Genomic DNA, 19,336 nt, shown 5'->3' on the forward strand with positions numbered 1-19,336 from the left:
GAGAAAAGCAACAGTCGCGAATAATCGGTCGATCGGAAGGGAGTTATCTTGCGATTCAGCGCATCTTTCACAGAACTTGCACTGTTGGCGTTGCTCGCCATTCTTTCCCTGGCGTTGTCCTGCTGGTTGGCGCGCTACCCACGGAAAACGAGCGTCGGAATAATGCTTGGCGTGGTGCTCGGAGTTTTCCTGACCAATCTCGCAGCAGGTATTGTCGCCTTTCTGGGAAATGTCCTTCCCTTCGGGCAGATCGATTTCTGGCTGGCAAGTTCCCTGACCGGAATTCTTCGATAGACGACCTGTGATCTGGCGGCGCCGTCGGGAAGCGCACAAAGAAAAAGGGCGGACAACATGCTGTCCGCCCTGTCTTCATTCCGTCAGCCAGACCCTCAGGAGGCAATGGCCTTTGGCCGGGGCTGCTGGTTTTCGTCTTCCGTCAGCAGGCCGCTGGTGCGCAGCAGCGAGGTAAAGCGTCCGCCACGCTGGCTCAGCTCATCGAAAGTACCCTTTTCGATGATCCGACCCTGATCGAGGAAGAGGACGAGATCGGCATCGCGGACCGTGGAAAGGCGGTGGGCGATGATGAAGGTCGTGCGGTTCTTTCTCAGCGCGTCGACAGCGGCCTTCACCCGAGCTTCCGTTTCCACATCCAGCGCACTGGTCGCTTCGTCCAGAACCAGAATGGGAGCGTTCTTCAGTATGGCGCGGGCAATGGCGATGCGCTGGCGTTCGCCGCCGGACAGGCGGTTGCCGCGTTCACCCACCTGGGTCAGATAGCCGTTGATGCGGCTGTCGATGAAATCCGTCGCCGCTGCGGCTGCCGCTGCTTCCACCACTTCCGCATCGGTGGCCGATTCACGGCCGAGGCGGATGTTTTCGCGAATGGAGCGGTTCAGCAGGCCGGCATCCTGAAACACCGTGGCGATGGAGTTGCGGAGCGAATTTTTCGTCACCGTCGAAATATCGGTCCCATCGATCAGAATCTGGCCGGAATCGGGATCGTAGACCCGCTGCAGGAGATTGATGAGCGTGGTCTTGCCGGCACCTGTCGGTCCGACGATCGCGACTGTCTCGCCGGCCTTGGCCGTGAACGAAACGTCGTGAACGCCCTGCTTGGTGTTGGCGAAACCGAAATTGATGTTGCGGAACTCCACGGTGCCGGAGACATTCGACAATTCGCGCGCATCGCCCGGCTCTTCCCGTTCCTTGACGGAATCTTCCAGCACGAAGAAATCCTCGAGCTTGGCGCGGGCTTCGAAAATCTGCGTCACGAATTGGCGCATCTGGTCCAGACGGCCGATCAGGAGATTAGCGAAACCGATGAAGGCGATGACATCGCCGACGCGCAACTCGCCGCTCTTCACCAGCACGGTGCCGATGACAAGGATGATCATCATCGAAACGGTGGAAGCCGTGCGGTTCAAAGCACTGGCAAAGGCCCACCAGTCGAGCACCGGATATTGCGCGCTCAGCAGCTTTTCGGTGAAAGATTTCAGCGCCTTCGTTTCGGCCTCGATGCGGTTGTAGCTGTGCAGCACCGAGACGTTGCTGATGGAATCGCTGACATGGGCAAAAACGCTATGATAGTGTTCTTCGACCGAAGCCTGGCCGTCCTTGGTGCGGCCCATCACCCACTTGCCGATGAACCAGTAGACGATACCGAGGCCGATCAGCACGAAGCTGAGGCGCAGGTCCATGGACATGGCGGTCGGGACGAGCAGCACCAGTGCGACGAAGGTGGCCAGATGCGTGCGCATGAATTCGAGCCAGAGGCCGAACAGCGTTTCGCTGGCGCGCAGCAGCGTGTGGAGGGCATTGGATGTGCCGCGCTGATGGTGCCAGGAAAGCGGCATGGAGATGATGCGCCCGAAGGCTTCCGTCAGCAGCGAAGCGCGCCGGCCATGGGCCAGCCGGTCCGCCTCGCGGGCGACAGCCACATAAGCGACAGTGTTGAAGACACCGAAACCCGCCCAAAGAATGAGAATGGGCGTGACGTTGGTGCCGGAAGAGATGGCGTCGATGATCCGGCCGAACAGCACCGGTTCGGCGATGGTGATCGCTGCAAGAATGACGTTGGCGATGACGACCACCGTCACCCGCCATTTATGTACGGTCAGATAGCGCAGAGCGCGTGTGTAAACCTGAAACAAGGTCAAATTTTCAATCCAGTCCGAGCGTCTTTTTCGAGCGGTTGTTTGTTCGGTCTCAAGGCAAGTTATTTTAGCAAGGTTGCATGAGACGGCGAAATTTGTGTAATTATCGCTCTTTCTGTCTGAATGGCGGCTTAACAGATTGACCGCGCGTGCGAACCGAAAAAAACCGAACCCGATGTTTCCCGGGGACTGCCGTCACAAGATTTCGCATCTTCGTTTCAGGGATTGCTAACGACGATATGTTCAATCTCAACCGACCGGCGCCCGAGTAACATGACGTCATCGCGGGACCACGTCCTTCGTGTCATTCCCTTCAAGCCAAGCTCCGGACCCCGTGTCTTTATGCATGATATTCTTCACTTCATCTCTGCGTGTTACCAGACGGGAAGCGCCGACCGCGTTCGTTCCGAATTTGCAACGCTCATTCGCGAATACGGTTTCGACTATTTTCTTGTCAGCAGGCGGATGACCGGGGAGCTCGCCTCCACCGGACACATCCTTGCGCAACATCTGCCCGAAGGCTGGCTGGAGGTCTACAGGGCCAAGAAATACAATCTCGTCGATCCCGTCCGCAAGGTGATTGGCATGGTGCACAAGCCGTTTCAGTGGAAGGAAGCGCTGGAGGGCCTGCCACGTGCGATGCATCGCAAAAGGGCGAGCGTCTTTTTCCACGATGCCGGCCGGTACGGTCTGCAGGGTGGTTACGCCTTTCCCGTGCATGGCCGCGCGGGCTTCATCGGTGCGGTCTTCATTGGCGGTCAGGATCGGCAATTGCCCTCTTTGCAGGTGGAACTTCTGGATGCGGCCACGCGTGCCGTATTCTGGCGCCTGCTCGATCTTTCCGGTCAGTCCCACGGCTTCAGCAATGCTCCTGACGTTTCCGCTCTCGAGCTTACGAGGCGCGAAATGGAGGTGCTGACGCTGATGGCGGACGGCATGACCTCCACCGAAATTGGACGCCAACTATCGATCTCCAACCACACGGTCGATTGGTATATCAACGGAATTCAGCGCCGTTTCAGCGCAAAGAACCGGCAGCATACAGTGGCACTTGCTTTTCGTCATGGTTTGCTGAGCTAGCGCAAACAGGACAGTTCTCGCCGGAATTGCCCTTTCCAAGACCGGGTTTTGCTGCTTAATTCCGCAGTGCAGCAGAAATTTTGTTTTGGCGTGTGGGGAGACCGTCTTGAAAATATCGAAAATACTTGTTGCCAACCGATCCGAAATTGCGATCCGCGTTTTCCGGGCAGCGAACGAGCTTGGGATTAAAACCGTTGCGATTTGGGCGGAAGAGGACAAGCTGTCTTTGCACCGCTTCAAGGCGGACGAATCCTATCAGGTCGGCAGGGGGCCGCATCTCGCCAAGGATATGGGACCGATCGAGAGCTATCTTTCGATCGAGGAGGTCATTCGCGTAGCCAAGCTCTCCGGAGCGGACGCGATCCATCCCGGTTACGGTCTTCTGTCTGAAAGCCCTGAATTCGTGGAGGCCTGCAACAAGGCCGGCATCACCTTCATCGGACCGACGGCAGATACCATGCGCCAGCTCGGCAACAAGGTGGCTGCGCGCAATCTGGCGATCTCGGTCAACGTCCCCGTTGTTCCCGCTACCGATCCGCTGCCCGACGATATGGCGGAAGTGGAGCGCATGGCCGAGGAAATCGGCTATCCGGTCATGCTGAAAGCCTCCTGGGGCGGCGGCGGACGCGGCATGCGCGCCATCCGCAGACGAGAAGATCTCGCCCGTGAGGTGACGGAAGCCAAGCGCGAGGCGAAAGCCGCCTTCGGCAAGGATGAGGTCTATCTGGAAAAGCTGGTCGAGCGTGCTCGCCACGTCGAAAGCCAGATTCTCGGCGATACGCATGGCAATGTCGTGCATCTGTTCGAGCGTGATTGTTCGATCCAGCGCCGCAATCAAAAGGTGGTCGAGCGGGCGCCCGCGCCTTATCTCACCGAAGCGCAGCGTCAGGAACTTGCTGCCTACTCCCTGAAGATCGCCGCCGCCACCAGCTATATCGGCGCCGGCACGGTCGAATATCTGATGGATGCCGATACGGGCAAATTCTATTTCATCGAGGTCAATCCGCGCATCCAGGTGGAGCATACCGTCACCGAAGTCGTTACCGGTATCGATATCGTCAAGGCGCAGATCCATATTCTCGAAGGCGCTGCCATCGGCACTGCGGAATCCGGCGTGCCGCGCCAGGAGGATATCCGTCTCAACGGCCATGCGCTGCAGTGCCGTATCACCACTGAAGACCCGGAACATAACTTCATTCCGGATTACGGCCGTATCACCGCCTACCGTTCCGCCTCTGGCTTCGGCATCCGTCTGGATGGCGGCACTTCCTATACCGGCGCTGTCATCACCCGCTATTACGATCCGCTGCTCGTCAAGGTAACGGCCTGGGCGCCGCAACCGGATGAGGCGATCAACCGCATGGACCGCGCGCTGCGCGAATTCCGTATTCGCGGCGTCGCGACCAACCTCACCTTCCTCGAAGCCATCATCGGTCACGACAGTTTCCGCAACAACACCTATACGACCCGCTTCATCGATTCGACGCCGGAACTGTTTGCGCAGGTCAAGCGTCAGGACCGCGCCACCAAGCTCCTGACCTATCTTGCCGACGTGACCGTCAACGGCCACCCGGAAACCAAGGGTCGCGCCAGGCCGTCCGAAAAAGCGGCCAAGCCCGTCGTGCCTTATATCGATGCGCCGACGCCCGATGGCACCAAGCAGTTGCTGGACAGGCTTGGCCCGAAGAGCTTTGCGGACTGGATGCGCAATGAAAAACGCGTTCTGGTTACCGATACGACCATGCGCGACGGGCACCAGTCGCTGCTGGCCACCCGCGTTCGCACCCATGATATCGCCCGAGTCGCCAGCGTTTACGCCAAGGCGCTGCCGCAGCTTCTCTCGCTGGAATGCTGGGGCGGGGCGACGTTCGACGTTTCCATGCGCTTCCTGACGGAAGACCCATGGGAGCGTCTTGCGCTGATCCGCGAAGGCGCGCCGAACCTGCTGCTGCAGATGCTTCTGCGCGGCGCGAACGGCGTCGGATACAAGAATTATCCGGACAATGTCGTCAAATATTTCGTCCGTCAGGCTGCAAAGGGCGGGGTCGATCTTTTCCGCGTCTTCGACTGCCTGAACTGGGTGGAGAATATGCGCGTCTCGATGGATGCGATTGCCGAGGAGAACAAGCTCTGCGAGGCGACCATCTGCTATACCGGCGATCTGTTGAATTCGGCGCGTCCGAAATACGATCTCAAATATTATACCAACCTTGCCGCCGAGCTTGAAAAGGCCGGGGCTCATATCATCGCCGTCAAGGACATGGCGGGCCTGTTGAAACCGGCCGCCGCCAGGGTTCTGTTCAAGGCGCTGCGTGAGGCGACCGGTTTGCCGATCCATTTCCACACCCACGATACCTCGGGCATTTCCGCCGCGACCGTTCTTGCGGCCGTGGATGCCGGTGTCGATGCCGTCGATGCCGCAATGGATGCCTTCTCCGGCAATACGTCGCAGCCATGCCTTGGCTCGATCGTGGAGGCGCTGGCGGGGTCGGAACGCGATACGGGTCTCGATACCGAATGGATCCGCCGCATTTCCTTCTACTGGGAGGCCGTGCGCAACCAGTATGCCGCCTTCGAGAGCGATCTCAAGGGACCGGCCTCGGAAGTCTATCTGCATGAAATGCCGGGCGGCCAGTTCACCAACCTCAAGGAACAGGCGCGTTCGCTGGGTCTCGAAAGCCGCTGGCACGAGGTGGCGCAGGCCTATGCAGACGCCAACCGCATGTTCGGCGATATCGTCAAGGTGACGCCGTCCTCCAAGGTCGTCGGTGATATGGCGCTGATGATGGTCAGTCAGGATCTGACGGTCGCCGACGTTGAAAACCCTGATCGTGAAGTGTCTTTCCCGGAATCGGTGGTGTCGATGCTGAAGGGCGATCTTGGACAGTCGCCCGGCGGCTGGCCGGCAGGCCTGCAGAAAAAGGCGCTGAAGGGCGAAGCGCCCTACACGGTTCGTCCGGGTTCGCTGCTGGAAGATGCCGATCTCGATGCCGAACGGAAAGTGATCGAGACGAAGCTGGAGCGCAAGGTCGACGATTTCGAGTTCGCGTCCTATCTGATGTATCCGAAGGTATTCACGGATTTCGCGCTGACAGCCGAGACCTATGGCCCGGTTTCGGTGCTGCCCACCCATGCCTATTTCTACGGCATGGAGGACGGCGAAGAACTGTTTGCCGATATCGAACGCGGCAAGACGCTGGTCATCGTCAATCAGGCCTCGTCCGGCACGGATGACAAGGGCATGGTGACGGTGTTCTTCGAGATCAACGGTCAGCCACGCCGCATCAAGGTGCCGGATCGTGCCCATGGCGCTTCCGGCTCCGCCGTGCGCCGCAAGGCCGAACCCGGCAATGCAGTTCATATCGGCGCGCCGATGCCGGGTGTGATCAGCCGCGTCTTCGTCAATCAGGGCCAGGAGGTCAAGGCCGGTGACGTGCTGCTTTCCATCGAAGCCATGAAGATGGAAACCGCGCTTCACGCCGAACGCGACGGCAAGATCGCCGAAGTTCTGGTGCGCCCCGGCGACCAGATCGATGCGAAGGATCTGTTGATCGCTTACGGAGAATAAAGCCGTATCCGATCATCGATGCAGTGTCAGACGCCCGCCTCTCCGGCGGGCGTTTTTTGTTGCGTAGCCGTGAAAACTCGAATATGCATGTTCGTGCACGTTTATTCCGGTTTATGCATGGGTTTCGATGAGCGATCATTTTGTCAGCGAGCGGCAGGCGCTCATCCTTGCGCAGTTACGGCAAAGCGGCCGGGTGCTGGCGCAGGATCTCGCGCAGAATTTCGGCGTTTCCGAAGACACCGTGCGCCGCGACCTGCGTGAGATGGCAGCCCGGGGCGAATGCCTGCGCGTTTATGGCGGAGCGTTGCTTTCCGACAGCAAAACGGTGCCGCTGAAAACGCGGATTGCCGAGGATGCGGACCGCAAGGCCCTGCTGGCGCGCGCCGCTGTCCCGCTTCTCGAACCGGGCATGGTCGTCTTCATCGATGCCGGTTCCACCAATCTCGCCATTGCAAGGGCGCTTCCGGCCGGGCTCAACCTGACGGTGGTGACGAATACGCCCGCCATTGCCGCTGAACTGACGGGGCGGGCCGATAGCGATCTGGTGCTGATCGGCGGCAAGGTCGATCCGGCCGTAGGTGCTGCGATCGACGCCATGGCGCTTCGGCAGCTCGAACTGATGCGGCCCGATCTCTGCATTCTCGGTGTCTGCGGCGTTGCGGCCGAGACGGGTCTGTCGGCGGATGTTTTCGAGGATGCGGTGTTCAAGCGGCTTGCCTGCAGCGCCAGCCAGCGGATTGTCGCCGCCATCACCACGGAAAAGCTCGGCCACAGGGCAGCTTTCCATGTGCGTGATTTTTCTCCACCTCTTTCCCTCGTACTGGAACAGGATGCCGACCGTGCATTCGTCGAGGCGCTGTCGGCAAAGGGCGTACAGGTTTATTGCGGCGAAGATGACGCCGTTCAGTTTTCTCATGGTCAAGTCTGAAGGATATTGCCGATGAATGGCCCCACGACATTTTCGCCGACAGGCATACGCTCGTCCTATCTGACGCGGCACAGGCTGGGCGTTTCCCTGCTGTTCTTGATGAACGGTTTCATGATGGGGTCATGGGCGCCCAAGATTCCGGAATTTGCGGCGCGCCTGTCCCTCAGTGAGAGCGCGCTCGGCCTGATCATTCTGGTTTTCGGTATCGGTTCGCTGGTTTTCATGCCGATTGCCGGTTCGCAGATCGCCCGTTTCGGTTCGCGTACGGTCAGTCTCGTCACAGCGGCGATCTTTTTGCCGACTCTGCTTTTCATTTCCTGGGCGGGCACGGTGTGGGCCGGGGTGATTGCGGTGTTTCTGTTCGGCGGGCTGACGGGGGCGATGGATGTCGCCATGAACGCCAATGCGGTAGCGGTGGAACGGGATATGCGCCGCGCCATCATGTCATCGTGCCACGCCTTCTGGAGCCTTGGCGGCCTGATCGGCGCCGGTCTTGGCGGTTATCTCATCACGGCCATCGGTGTGCAGGGACATGCCATTGCGCTGACGGTCATCGCGCTCGTGCTGCTGGTCATCGCGTGGCCGCGCGTCCTTGCGGATCGTCCGCATCCGGAGGAAGAGCGCCCGAAAGGCGGCCTGCCGCTGACGCCGCTGCCGTGGATCATCGGCCTGATGGCGCTGTTCTCGATGATTCCTGAAGGCGCTATCCTCGACTGGGGCGCGCTTTATCTGCGCAATGAACTCGGTGCTTCGGTATCGCAGTCCGGTTTCGCTTTCGCGGCCTTCTCCCTGACCATGGCGGCCATGCGGTTTGCCGGCGATCTGGTGCGTGACCGCTTCGGCGCCGTGACGACCCTGCGCTTCTGTTCGGCCATGTCGATTATCGGTCTTCTCATTGCCGGTCTTGCGGGAAATTCCACTATTGCGATCATCGGCTTCGCGATTGCCGGCGTCGGCATTTCCAACATGGTGCCCATTGCCTTTTCCGCCGCCGGCAACATGCCGGGACTGGCGCCCGGCATTGGTCTCTCGGTGGTCACCACCATGGGCTATTCTGGTATTCTGGTGGCGCCATCGGCCATCGGCTTTATTGCCGAGCATACAGGCCTTGCCAGCGTCTTCATCGCCCTGCCGCTCTTGCATGTGGTGGTTCTGTTGCTTTCGCGGCTCGCCCGCCATGCGGATGGGGCGGGCAAGGAATAGGCGTCTCGAATTTTGCCATGATTGCGGTAAAGTAGAAGCTCTCATGCGTTGGGTGTTGACAAGCAGGCTTGCCTGTTTCACCTCAATTGCCAGACCTTGCCGCAAGCTCCAGAGACCGCCATGACGTCACATGCCGATTACGATCCCAAGCCCCGCCGCGCATCCGTCGCCGTAGACGTGGGCGGTGTCATCGTCGGTGGCGGCGCGCCCGTCGTCGTGCAGTCGATGACCAACACCGATACGGCGGATATCGACGCCACCGTGCAACAGGTGGCGGCGCTCTTCCGGGCCGGTTCGGAAATCGTGCGCATCACCGTCGACCGCGACGAGAGTGCGGCCGCCGTGCCGAAAATCCGCGAGCGGTTGCTGCGGCTTGGGCTTGATGTGCCGCTTGTCGGCGATTTCCATTATATCGGCCACAAGCTTCTGGCCGATCATCCGGCCTGCGCCGAAGCGCTGGCGAAATACCGCATCAATCCGGGCAATGTCGGCTTCAAGGAGAAGAAGGACAAGCAATTCGGCGAGATCGTCGAAATGGCGATCCGCTACGACAAGCCGGTGCGAATCGGCGTCAACTGGGGGTCGCTCGATCAGGAACTTCTGACGACGCTGATGGACAAGAACAAGGAGCAGGGTTTCCCTCTCTCCGCCCGTCAGGTCACGCGTGAGGCCATTGTTCAGTCGGCGCTGATTTCCGCCGAGCTTGCCGAAGAGATCGGCCTGCCGCGCAACCGCATCATCCTGTCGGCCAAGGTCAGCCAAGTGCAGGACCTGATCGCCGTTTATTCCATGCTGTCGGAACGCTCCGACCACGCCCTGCATCTCGGTCTCACCGAAGCGGGCATGGGCTCCAAGGGCATCGTCGCCTCATCCGCCGCCATGGGTTATGTGCTGCAACACGGCATCGGCGATACGATCCGCGTCTCGCTGACGCCTGAGCCGAATGGCGACCGCACCCGCGAAGTGCAGGTGGCGCAGGAACTGCTGCAGGTCATGGGTTTCCGTCAGTTCATTCCGGTCGTTGCGGCATGTCCCGGCTGCGGGCGCACCACGTCCACCGTCTTTCAGGAACTTGCCCAGAACATCCAAAACGACATTCGCAAGAACATGCCGATCTGGCGTGAGAAATATCCGGGTGTCGAAGCGCTCAACGTTGCCGTCATGGGCTGTATCGTCAACGGCCCCGGTGAAAGCAAACATGCCGATATCGGCATTTCCCTGCCCGGAACCGGCGAAAGCCCCGCAGCGCCCGTCTTCATCGACGGTGAAAAGGCGTTGACCCTGCGTGGTCCCAATATCGCCGCCGATTTTGAAGCGCTTGTGATCGATTACATCGAAAAGCGTTTTGGCCGGAAAGATGCGGCGGAGTAAAGAGTACCGTGAAAAGGCCGGAATTCCACTGTCATACCTCCTGAACCTCTCGGAGCATCAAAACACATGATCAAAAAAATCGCGATCGTCGCCCTTTGCGGGACCTATCTTTCCGCCTGCACCACCACCGATCCCTATACGGGTGAGCAGAAGATGTCGAACACGGCCGGCGGCGCCGGCATCGGCGCCGTGGTCGGTGCTCTGGGCGGTCTGGCTGTCGGCGGTTCGCCGACCGGTCGCCGTAATGCCGCGCTTATCGGTGCGGGCATCGGTGCGCTCGCTGGCGGCGCCATCGGCAATTACATGGATGGCCAGGAAGCCGAGCTTCGCGCCCAGCTTCAGGGGACGGGCGTTTCGGTTACCCGCCGTGGCGACAGCATCGTTCTCAACATGCCGTCGAACATTACCTTTGCGACGGACCAGGATCAGGTCATCCCGCCATTCTATCAGACGCTCGATTCTGTCGCCATCGTGCTGAACAAGTTCAACCGCACGCTCATCGACATCAACGGCCATACCGATTCGACCGGCAGCGCCGGTTACAATCAGGGCCTTTCGGAGCGTCGTGCCGCATCGGTCGCCAATTATCTCGGCGCGCGCGGCGTCGATCAGCGCCGTATTTCGACGCTCGGCTTCGGCCCGTCGCAGCCGATCGCTTCGAATGCAACGCCGGATGGCCGCGCCCAGAACCGTCGCGTCGAAGTGCTGATTTCGCCACTCAAGGGCTGATTGGGTAATGAAAAGCTGAGCGGAAGCCGCTCAGCTCTTTCGTTCAGCGATGAATCTGGCGGCCGCGATGAGAATCGCGGCCTTTTCGCCATAAGGGGCCAGCAGTTCGCTGGCTTCCGCCACTTGCTCCCGCAGCTGGTTGCGCGCCCAGTCCTCGCCGCGCAGCGCCACGAGCGTTCCCTTGCCGCGCGCGGCGTCCTTGCCGGTTGCCTTGCCCATGGTGGCGGCATCGGCCGTCAAATCCAGAAGGTCGTCGGCAAGCTGGAAGGCGAGGCCGATCTTTTCGCCGAAGAGACGCAGCCTTTGCCTTTCGGAAATATCGCTGCCGGCGATGATTGCGCCCGCCTCGCAGGCAAAACGCAGCAGCGCACCGGTTTTCATAGCCTGCAATGTAATGACGCCGGCTTCATCAGGCGCTTTTTTCTCCGCAGCGAGATCGAGCGCCTGGCCGCCGGCCATACCGCCGATGCCCGCCGCGCGGGCAAGCGAAAGTACGAGCGCGGCCTTGCGCTCGGCCGAAAGCGGATTTTCGTCCGATGCGATGATATCGAAGGCAAGCGTCAGCAGGCTGTCGCCGGCGAGAATTGCTGTCGCCTCATCGAATTTGCGATGCACGGTCGGCTGGCCGCGGCGCAGGTCGTCATCGTCCATGGCCGGCAGATCGTCATGAACAAGCGAATAACAATGGAGGCATTCCAATGCCGCGCCAACATAAAGGGCGGCTTCGGCATTCCCGCCCGCAAGGGCGGCACTTTCGATGACGAGGAAGGGTCGCAGGCGCTTACCGCCGTTCAACACGCCATGGCGCATGGCGTCGAGCAGGTTTTGCGGGCGCGTGATCTCATCCGCGCGGGCTTCGCCGGAAAGCAGGCGACCAAGCAGGGCTTCGGTTTTTGCCGCGTTTTCGCGCAGCTTCGTTTCGAAATTTGTCATCGCAACGTCCATGCCGCGCTCTTTGGCATGCCGCGCGAATGCAGGCAAACCTTTTCGTGATTCCAGAGGTGCAACTATTTGAGCGGACTCGCCTTGAAGGCGGCAATGGACTATGAAAGGCTTCAATTGGTGCGGGGCTTTGACGAATATTGAGCAGTACGCCTGAAAGCGACGCAGATTACGCCGTGCTGGCGGAAGACCGGAGCAGTCCGAAGGTGGATTTTCGCACGTTGGCAAAGCGTATCGTCATGACCTTGCTGGCTTTGCTGATCCTGCCCTATCTGCTGATTCCGGTTTATGCGCTGCCGTTTATCCGGCCGGTCTCGACGCTGATGCTCGCCGATCTGGTGACCTTTCAGGGTTATGACCGGCGCTGGGTGCCGCTCGAGGATATTTCGCCGCGCCTTGTTCAATCCGTAATGATGTCCGAGGACGGGCAATTCTGTTTTCATGGCGGCGTGGACTGGAACCAGATGCAGTCCGTGGTCAGCAACGCGCTCGACGGGGCGTCCACCCGTGGCGCAAGCACCATTCCGATGCAGACGGCCAAGAACCTGTTTTTATGGAACGGCCGCTCCTTCCTGCGCAAAGGGCTGGAGTTGCCGCTGGCGATTGCTGCCGATTTCGTCTGGTCGAAAAAACGGATGATGGAGATTTATCTCAACGTTGCCGAATGGGGACCGGGCATTTATGGAATCGAGGCTGCCGCCCAGCACCATTTCAAGGTGCCGGCCGCAAAACTGAGCTCCCGTCAGGCGGCGCTGCTGGCGGTTTCGCTGCCTAATCCCATAGACCGCGTCGCCAGCAAGCCGGGACGCGGGCTGCAACGGCTTGCCGGCCTTATCGAACGGCGCGCGCGTGCCTCCGGTGGCTATGTCGGCTGCGTGCTGGATTGACCCCGGCGCGTCGCGTCAGCCTTTCTTGAAAATATAGTCGGTTTCCTGACGCAGGGTTTCACCCGGCCGCAGGACGGCGTGCGGAAAATCCGGGTGGTTAACGGCGTCCGGCCAAATCTGCGTTTCCAGGCAGAAACCGGCAAAGGGGCCGTAGTGACGGCCATCGAGGCCGGGAACCGGAACGTCCAGTTTGAAGGCCGAATAAAACTGCACACCGGGCTCGGTCGTGTGAACCTCAAGGGCGATATCGGAGGCCGGCGAATAGGCGCGGGCGACCTTGCGTTTTGCGCGGCGCTCGGGCGACAGGCAGAAATTGTGGTCGTAGAGAACCTGCTCGCCATTCTCCTTGCGCCGCATCGGTGTCGGGTGGCGCAGGTCGAAGACGGTGCCTTCGACGGAGCGGATTTCGCCCGTCGGTATCTGCTTGTCATTGGTGGGCAGGTAAAAATCAGCCGCGATGCTGATCTCATGCCCAAGGGCGGTGTCTGCGCCATCGAGATTGAAATAGGAATGCTGGCAGACATTGGCGATGGTCGGCTTGTCGGTTACCGTTTCATAGACCACCGAAAGCACGCCGCCGTCGAGGATCGTATAGGTGGCCGTGACCGTGCAATTGCCGGGATAACCAGCGCGGCCATCGGGATCGATGATCTGTAGAACCGCGTGGCTTTCGCCATGTTCCATCAGCATCCAGTTGCGCTTGCCCATGCCGTCGCTGCCGCCATGCAGGTGGGTTACGCCCTTTTCATTGAGCTCCAGCTCGTAGTCGTGCCCGTCGATGGAGAATTTGCCGTCGCCGATGCGGTTGGCATTGCGGCCGGGCGTGGCGCCGAAATAGGAGGAATATTTGTAGTCCTCGAACTTGTCGAAGCCGAGAACGAGCGGCGGCTGGTGGCCCTCGAGGCGCAGATCCTGAATGACGGCGCCCCACGTGATGACCTTGGCCGTCAAACCGCCTTTCGAGATGGTGACGCGTTCGACTTTTTCGCCGGTCGCCGTGAAACCGAAATTCTCCCGCGCCGCCGCGTCGCTCATCGTCATTCTCCCTGATGTTGCGAATTGCCGGGCGGACGTTGCGTCATTTCCCGGCAATTCGCAATCCGCAATTTACGCGGCGAGTTTGCCAATGGATTCGAGATCATAGGGTGTCGTCTGGTATATCTCGTTGATCCAGTTGCCGAAAAACAGATGGGCATGGCTGCGCCAGCGGTTGAGCGGGGCAAGCGCCGGGTCGTTGTGTGGAAAATAATCATGCGGAAGCTTGATGGGGACGCCGGCATTCGCGTCACGGAAATACTCGTCCGAAAGTGATGTCGAATCATATTCGACATGGTTGAACATATAGAGCCGGTTGCCCTCTTTCTCATGCACCAGACAAACGCCCATTTCCTCGGATTCCATCAGGATTTCGAGTTTCGGATGTTTTTCGATATCGGCGCGGCGTACTTCCGTCCAGCGCGAGACCGGGACCTGGAAATCGTCCGAAAAGCCGTTCAGATAGATCGATGAGGGGCAGAGATTGCGGTGACGATAGACCCCGAAAGCCTTTTCCTTCAACTCGTGCTTCGGCACGCCATGGAAATGATAGATGGCGGCCATCGCGCCCCAGCAGACATTCAGCGTCGAATGAACGTTGGTCTGCGTCCATTCGAAAATTTGTCGCATTTCGTTCCAGTAGGTCACGTCTTCATAGGCCAGCGTCTCCACGGGCGCGCCGGTAATGATGAAGCCGTCGAACTTGCGGTGGCGCACTTCCTCCCACGTCTCGTAGAAGGACAGAAGATGTTCTTCCGGCGTGTTCTTGGCACGATGGCCGCCGATCCGCACCAGCGACAGCTCCACCTGCAGCGGCGAGGCGCCGACGAGGCGCGCCATCTGGATTTCCGTCTTGATCTTGTTCGGCATGAGGTTGAGAAGCCCGATCTGGAGCGGGCGGATATCCTGCCGGATGGCCGCCGTTTCGGTCATGACCCGCACTCCCTCATGAACGAGGGTCTCAAAAGCGGGAAGCGTATCGGGAATCTTGATCGGCATGTCGAACTCTCTTTTCCGGATCACGTAAAGAACGTTGCGAAAACAAAAAAACCGGCAGCGAAATCGCGACCGGTCCCAGGAAATTGCCTTTTTCCTCGACCCTTTAGCGACTTCTTTAAAGTGGCTGCAAGCCGGTCGGCAAATCACCACTGAGGCGTTTCATAATCCCGAAGCCGGCGAAAATCAATATAGGCCGATTTCATCGGGTTTCTGCTTTCCATTTTTGGCCGAGGTGCGATAAGGCAGGGCATGAATAAAGAGCGCTTCACCATTCTGCTTGGCGGCGATGTCACGGTGACCGATCGTCTGCAAGAGGCGGTCGCGGATAGCCGTGTGATTGCGGCCGACGGCGGCATGCGCCATGCCGGGCCGCTTGGCCTTGCGCCGGAGTTGTGGGTCGGGGATTTCGATTCCGCCAGCAAAGAGTTGCTGGAGGCCTGGCCCGATGTAGCGCGGCAGCCATACCCGGCCGCAAAGGCGGTGACGGATGGCGAGATCGCGGTATCGGAAGCTCTCTCCCGTGGCGCGCATTCGCTGGTGCTTGTCGGTGCGCTTGGAGGCGCGAGAAGCGACCATGCGCTTCAGCACCTCCTTTACGCGGTGGCGCTTGCCGAACGTGGTATCGACGTTACGCTGACCTCCGGTGAAGAAGAGGCGCGGCCGCTGCTTGCCGGTTCGCTGGATATCGATTTGCCGCCCGCCTCGCTGTTTTCGGTTGCCGGATTTACCGCCCTTGAGGGGCTCGATATCGGCAATGTGCGTTATCCGCTGAAGGATTTCGCGCTTGCTTTCGGTTCGTCCCGCACTATTTCCAATGTCGCGAATGGCGGCCCCGTGCATTTCTCGCTGAAAAGCGGAAAAGCCATCGTGCTCGCCCGCCCTTATGATCTGACCGGAGCCTGACGCCTTGGCACCCCCAATTTTGAAACTCGATGACATCAAGCTGACCTTCGGCGTGACCCCGCTGCTCGATGGCGCCAATCTCCAGGTGGAACCGGGCGACCGCATCTGCCTCGTCGGACGCAACGGTTCCGGCAAGTCCACCCTGATGAAGATCGCCGCGGGTCTGGTCGAGGCGCAGTCGGGCGAGGTTTTCCGGCATCCGGCCGCCACCATCCGTTATCTGGAGCAGGCTCCGGATTTTGCCGGTTACGACACGGTTCAGGCCTATGCCGAAGCGGGGCTCGGCCCCGGTGACGATCCCTATCGCGTCACCTATCTTCTTGAGCATCTCGGCCTCACCGGGCAGGAACATCCGGCGAGCCTTTCCGGCGGTGAAGCGCGACGTGCGGCCCTTGCCCGCGTCATGGCGCCTGAGCCCGATATCCTGATGCTGGACGAACCGACCAACCATCTCGATCTGCCTACCATCGAATGGCTTGAAAGCGAGCTGCAGCAGACGCGCAGCGCGCTGGTGCTGATTTCGCATGACCGGCGTTTTCTCGAAAAGGTCTCGACCTCGACCGTCTGGCTGGATCGTGGCCAGTCCCGTCGTCTCAATCGCGGTTTTGCCCATTTCGAGGAATGGCGCGACAAGGTGCTGGAAGAGGAAGAACTGGAACAGCACAAGCTCGGCAAGGCCATCGAGCGTGAAGAACACTGGATGCGTTATGGCGTGACCGCAAGGCGCAAGCGCAACATGCGCCGCGTCGGCGAGCTTCAGGCCATGCGTGCGGAATATCGCGGCCACAAGGGGCCGCAGGGCACGGTGCAGGCGACCGTTACCGAAGGGCGTGAATCCGGCAAGCTCGTTATCGAAGCCGAGGCCATCACCAAGGCTTATGGCGAGCGCGTGATCGTCGCGCCGTTTTCGCTGCGCGTCCATCGCGGCGATTGCATCGGTTTCGTTGGCCCGAATGGCGCCGGTAAAACCACGCTTCTGAAGATGCTCACCGGCCAGCTGCAGCCCGATAGCGGCACGGTGAAGCTCGGCACCAATCTGGCGATTGCGACGCTCGACCAGAAGCGCGAGGATCTCAATCCCAACGATACGCTCGCGCATTATCTGACCGATGGCCGCGGTGAAAATCTGCTGGTCAACGGCGAACTGAAGCATGTGACGGGCTATATGAAAGACTTTCTGTTCCAGCCGGAACAGGCCCGCACGCCGATCCGCAACCTTTCCGGGGGCGAGCGCGCGCGCCTTATTCTGGCACGCATTCTGGCGCGGCCGACCAATCTTCTGATCCTCGACGAGCCGACCAACGATCTGGATATCGAAACGCTCGATCTGCTGCAGGAAATCGTTGCGGGCTTTTCCGGCACCGTTATCCTCGTCAGCCACGACCGCGATTTCCTCGACCGCACCGTCACCTCCACCATCGCGCCCGTCAATCCGGACGAACCGGACGGACGATGGATCGAATATGCCGGTGGCTATTCGGACATGATGGCGCAGCGCAAGGGTGCGGCGGAAGAAAAACGCAAGGCTGAGAAACAGGAAAAGGCGAAAGCCGCACCTTCGGCCTCTGCATCGCAGGATCCTTCAAAGGCCAAGGGCAAGCTTTCCTTCAAGCAGAAATTCGCGCTCGAAAACCTTCCGAAGGAGATGGAAAAGGCGCAAAGCGAAATCGCAAAACGCGAGCAGCGTATGGCCGATCCGGAACTTTTCACAAAGGACCCGGCGGCCTTCAACACGCTGGCGCAGGAAATGTCGAAGCTGCGCGACAAGCTGGAGGCCATGGAAGAAGAATGGCTGGAACTGGAAATGCTGCGCGAGGAACTGGAGGGCTGAAGGCAATCAGTTCCCCGTTTGACCGGTCCTCCTTCGGCCTTTGACAGAAAAGCAGAATTGCCGTTCTATGCCGGCGTTCGTTTGGAGGAGTTGTGAAAATGCGCATGATTTTCCTCAATCTGCCGGTCAAGAATATCGAGACATCAAGAAACTTCTTCACTGCTCTCGGTTTCAGCTTCAACCCGGAATATTCGGATGACCGCACGCTCTGCATGATCGTGGAAGAGAATATCTTCGTGATGCTTCTCCAGGAGGGACGTTTCCGCGATTTCATCAACGGCGATATTGCCGACGCGACGCGAACCACCGAGGTTCTGACCTGTCTTTCCGCCGGAAGCAGGGAAGAAATCGACCGGATGATCGCCACGGCGCTTGCCTCCGGCGGCAGCGGCTGGAAGCCTGTTCAGGACCATGGCTTCATGTATGCCGGCAGCTTTCAGGATCCCGACGGGCACGTCTGGGAACTGGTGCATATGACGGAATAGGGCTGATCTCGGCCATCTTGCCAATCGGGGACGGCGGGACTACACCATCATCTTGATCTAACGGGGTGTCTTTTGCGCTTGGGTGCGAAAGGCTGAGAGGCTTGCCAACCCGAAGAACCTGATCCGGTTCATACCGGCGGAGGGATTAGACGGCTTTAACGCAGGCGGCTATTTCCCTATCGTTTTTTTGAGGAGATACCCGTGCGCCGTCGTCTTTTCCTGAATACCCTCGTTGCCGCCTCGCTGTTTCTGCCCGGCCTTGCCGTTGCACAGGATAGACAGGAACTGACCGTCTACACCTATGAAAGCTTCGTTTCCGAATGGGGTCCCGGTCCCAAGGTAAAGGAGGCCTTCGAGAAGGTTTGTAATTGCACGGTCAATTTCGTCGGCGTGGCCGATGGCGTGGCGCTGCTCAATCGTCTGAAGCTTGAAGGGGCGGGGTCCAAGGCGGACGTCGTGCTTGGCCTCGACACCAATCTTGTCGCGGAAGCAAAACAGACCGGTTTGTTCGATGTCGGCGGCATCGATGCATCGGCGGCCAAGGTGCCGGGCGGCTACACGGACGATGTTTTCATTCCCTATGATTACGGTCATTTCGCTATCATTTATGATACGCAGACGGTGAAAAGCCCGCCGACGAGCCTGAAAGACCTCGTGGAAGGCGACCCCTCGCAGAAAATCGTCATTCAGGATCCGCGTACCTCCACGCCGGGGCTTGGCCTGCTGCTATGGGTGAAATCGATCTACGGCGACAAGGCCCCGGAGGCCTGGGAAAAGCTCAGGAAGCGCATTCTCACCGTTACGCCGGGCTGGTCGGAATCCTATGGCCTCTTCACCAAGGGCGAGGTGCCGATGGTGCTCTCCTACACCACCTCGCCCGCCTATCACATGGTCGCTGAAAAAACGGATCGTTATCAGGCCGCCGCCTTTTCCGAAGGGCATTACATCCAGATCGAGGTTTCCGGTCTCCTCAAAAACGCGCCGCACAAGGAACTGGCAAAGCAGTTCCTGGCTTTCACGCTGACATCCGGTTTTCAGGATGCCATTCCGGAAAACAACTGGATGATGCCGGTTGCGGCAACCTCGAAGCCCTTGCCGGAGGCGTTTTCAAAACTCGTGGTGCCGCAGAAGACTTTTCTGATGGATCCGGAAGAGGTGGCGAAGAACCGCAAGGCATGGATCGATGAATGGCTTGCCGCCATGAGCATGAATTGAGGAAGAG

16 protein-coding genes and 2 riboswitches are annotated in these 19,336 nt (G+C 59.6%); of the genes, 12 read left to right on the forward strand and 4 right to left on the reverse strand.

The window, feature by feature from the left end; all coding sequences use genetic code 11:
• Positions 1-48: 48 nt before the first annotated feature.
• A complete protein-coding gene (locus BTE54_RS10005; protein ID WP_065656897.1) occupies positions 49-294 on the forward strand; it encodes a hypothetical protein in 246 nt (81 codons plus the stop codon).
• 95 nt (positions 295-389) lie between these two features.
• On the opposite strand, the gene BTE54_RS10010 is transcribed toward BTE54_RS10005, so the two are convergent.
• Positions 390-2,156: a glucan ABC transporter ATP-binding protein/ permease gene (locus BTE54_RS10010; protein WP_078052326.1), complete on the reverse strand. Its 1,767-nt coding sequence runs from the start codon at positions 2,154-2,156 to the stop codon at positions 390-392.
• Positions 2,157-2,495: 339 nt separating this feature from the next.
• Between BTE54_RS10010 and BTE54_RS10015 the strand changes: the two genes are divergently transcribed.
• The 6 genes from BTE54_RS10015 to BTE54_RS10040 all read left to right on the forward strand — a co-directional run bounded on the left by BTE54_RS10015 (position 2,496) and on the right by BTE54_RS10040 (position 11,032).
• Positions 2,496-3,233: a LuxR family transcriptional regulator gene (locus BTE54_RS10015; RefSeq protein ID WP_078052327.1), complete on the forward strand. Its 738-nt coding sequence runs from the start codon at positions 2,496-2,498 to the stop codon at positions 3,231-3,233.
• 106 nt (positions 3,234-3,339) lie between these two features.
• Positions 3,340-6,801, forward strand: a complete 3,462-nt coding sequence (gene pyc, locus BTE54_RS10020) for a pyruvate carboxylase (protein WP_078052328.1) — start codon at positions 3,340-3,342, stop codon at positions 6,799-6,801.
• A 127-nt stretch (positions 6,802-6,928) separates the two neighbouring features.
• A complete protein-coding gene (locus tag BTE54_RS10025; protein ID WP_078052329.1) occupies positions 6,929-7,729 on the forward strand; it encodes a DeoR/GlpR family DNA-binding transcription regulator in 801 nt (266 codons plus the stop codon).
• A gap of 12 nt (positions 7,730-7,741) precedes the next feature.
• A complete protein-coding gene (locus tag BTE54_RS10030) occupies positions 7,742-8,932 on the forward strand; it encodes an MFS transporter (RefSeq protein ID WP_078052330.1) in 1,191 nt (396 codons plus the stop codon).
• Between the two features lie 120 nt (positions 8,933-9,052).
• Complete coding sequence (ispG, locus tag BTE54_RS10035) at positions 9,053-10,303, forward strand: flavodoxin-dependent (E)-4-hydroxy-3-methylbut-2-enyl-diphosphate synthase (protein WP_078052331.1); 1,251 nt, start codon at positions 9,053-9,055, stop codon at positions 10,301-10,303.
• 66 nt (positions 10,304-10,369) lie between these two features.
• Positions 10,370-11,032, forward strand: a complete 663-nt coding sequence (locus BTE54_RS10040; RefSeq protein ID WP_003520323.1) for an OmpA family protein — start codon at positions 10,370-10,372, stop codon at positions 11,030-11,032.
• Positions 11,033-11,062: 30 nt separating this feature from the next.
• Here the strand turns inward: BTE54_RS10040 and BTE54_RS10045 are convergent, their stop codons facing one another.
• Complete coding sequence (locus BTE54_RS10045) at positions 11,063-11,977, reverse strand: polyprenyl synthetase family protein (protein WP_078052453.1); 915 nt, start codon at positions 11,975-11,977, stop codon at positions 11,063-11,065.
• A 137-nt stretch (positions 11,978-12,114) separates the two neighbouring features.
• Here BTE54_RS10045 and mtgA point away from each other — a divergent pair, with 137 nt between their 5' ends.
• On the forward strand, positions 12,115-12,861 hold the full coding sequence (mtgA, locus tag BTE54_RS10050; RefSeq protein WP_078052332.1) for a monofunctional biosynthetic peptidoglycan transglycosylase: 747 nt from the start codon (positions 12,115-12,117) through the stop codon (positions 12,859-12,861).
• A gap of 15 nt (positions 12,862-12,876) precedes the next feature.
• On the opposite strand, the gene BTE54_RS10055 is transcribed toward mtgA, so the two are convergent.
• Together BTE54_RS10055 and metA are read right to left on the reverse strand one after the other, a co-directional pair.
• Positions 12,877-13,896, reverse strand: coding sequence for an aldose epimerase family protein (locus BTE54_RS10055; RefSeq protein ID WP_078052333.1), 1,020 nt, complete (start codon positions 13,894-13,896; stop codon positions 12,877-12,879).
• 72 nt (positions 13,897-13,968) lie between these two features.
• On the reverse strand, positions 13,969-14,895 hold the full coding sequence (metA, locus tag BTE54_RS10060; protein ID WP_078052334.1) for a homoserine O-succinyltransferase: 927 nt from the start codon (positions 14,893-14,895) through the stop codon (positions 13,969-13,971).
• An 83-nt stretch (positions 14,896-14,978) separates the two neighbouring features.
• Positions 14,979-15,055: riboswitch (SAM riboswitch) on the reverse strand.
• 89 nt (positions 15,056-15,144) lie between these two features.
• Between metA and BTE54_RS10065 the strand changes: the two genes are divergently transcribed.
• The 4 genes from BTE54_RS10065 (at position 15,145) to thiB (ending at position 19,329) form a co-directional block, all read left to right on the forward strand.
• Positions 15,145-15,798 (forward strand): thiamine diphosphokinase, encoded by a 654-nt coding sequence (locus BTE54_RS10065; protein WP_020811008.1) that lies wholly within the window; start codon positions 15,145-15,147, stop codon positions 15,796-15,798.
• A gap of 4 nt (positions 15,799-15,802) precedes the next feature.
• Positions 15,803-17,629: an ABC-F family ATP-binding cassette domain-containing protein gene (locus tag BTE54_RS10070; RefSeq protein ID WP_078052335.1), complete on the forward strand. Its 1,827-nt coding sequence runs from the start codon at positions 15,803-15,805 to the stop codon at positions 17,627-17,629.
• 98 nt (positions 17,630-17,727) lie between these two features.
• Positions 17,728-18,114 (forward strand): VOC family protein, encoded by a 387-nt coding sequence (locus BTE54_RS10075; protein ID WP_078052336.1) that lies wholly within the window; start codon positions 17,728-17,730, stop codon positions 18,112-18,114.
• Between the two features lie 51 nt (positions 18,115-18,165).
• Positions 18,166-18,276: riboswitch (TPP riboswitch) on the forward strand.
• Between the two features lie 39 nt (positions 18,277-18,315).
• Complete coding sequence (gene thiB, locus BTE54_RS10080; protein ID WP_078052337.1) at positions 18,316-19,329, forward strand: thiamine ABC transporter substrate binding subunit; 1,014 nt, start codon at positions 18,316-18,318, stop codon at positions 19,327-19,329.
• Positions 19,330-19,336 lie beyond the last annotated feature (7 nt).

The organism is Agrobacterium sp. YIC 4121, from assembly GCF_002008205.1.
Classification (GTDB): domain Bacteria; phylum Pseudomonadota; class Alphaproteobacteria; order Rhizobiales; family Rhizobiaceae; genus Agrobacterium; species Agrobacterium leguminum.

Excerpts from the sequence above, each read along its gene's own strand:
- BTE54_RS10015 (WP_078052327.1), top strand. The coding sequence starts at position 2,496 with ATGCATGATATTCTTCACTTCATCTCTGCGTGTTACCAGACGGGAAGC.
- BTE54_RS10025 (WP_078052329.1), top strand. The coding sequence starts at position 6,929 with ATGAGCGATCATTTTGTCAGCGAGCGGCAGGCGCTCATCCTTGCGCAG.
- BTE54_RS10030 (WP_078052330.1), top strand. The coding sequence starts at position 7,742 with ATGAATGGCCCCACGACATTTTCGCCGACAGGCATACGCTCGTCCTAT.
- ispG (WP_078052331.1), top strand. The coding sequence starts at position 9,053 with ATGACGTCACATGCCGATTACGATCCCAAGCCCCGCCGCGCATCCGTC.
- BTE54_RS10040 (WP_003520323.1), top strand. The coding sequence starts at position 10,370 with ATGATCAAAAAAATCGCGATCGTCGCCCTTTGCGGGACCTATCTTTCC.
- BTE54_RS10045 (WP_078052453.1), bottom strand. The coding sequence starts at position 11,977 with ATGGACGTTGCGATGACAAATTTCGAAACGAAGCTGCGCGAAAACGCG.
- BTE54_RS10055 (WP_078052333.1), bottom strand. The coding sequence starts at position 13,896 with ATGAGCGACGCGGCGGCGCGGGAGAATTTCGGTTTCACGGCGACCGGC.
- metA (WP_078052334.1), bottom strand. The coding sequence starts at position 14,895 with ATGCCGATCAAGATTCCCGATACGCTTCCCGCTTTTGAGACCCTCGTT.
- BTE54_RS10065 (WP_020811008.1), top strand. The coding sequence starts at position 15,145 with ATGAATAAAGAGCGCTTCACCATTCTGCTTGGCGGCGATGTCACGGTG.
- BTE54_RS10075 (WP_078052336.1), top strand. The coding sequence starts at position 17,728 with ATGCGCATGATTTTCCTCAATCTGCCGGTCAAGAATATCGAGACATCA.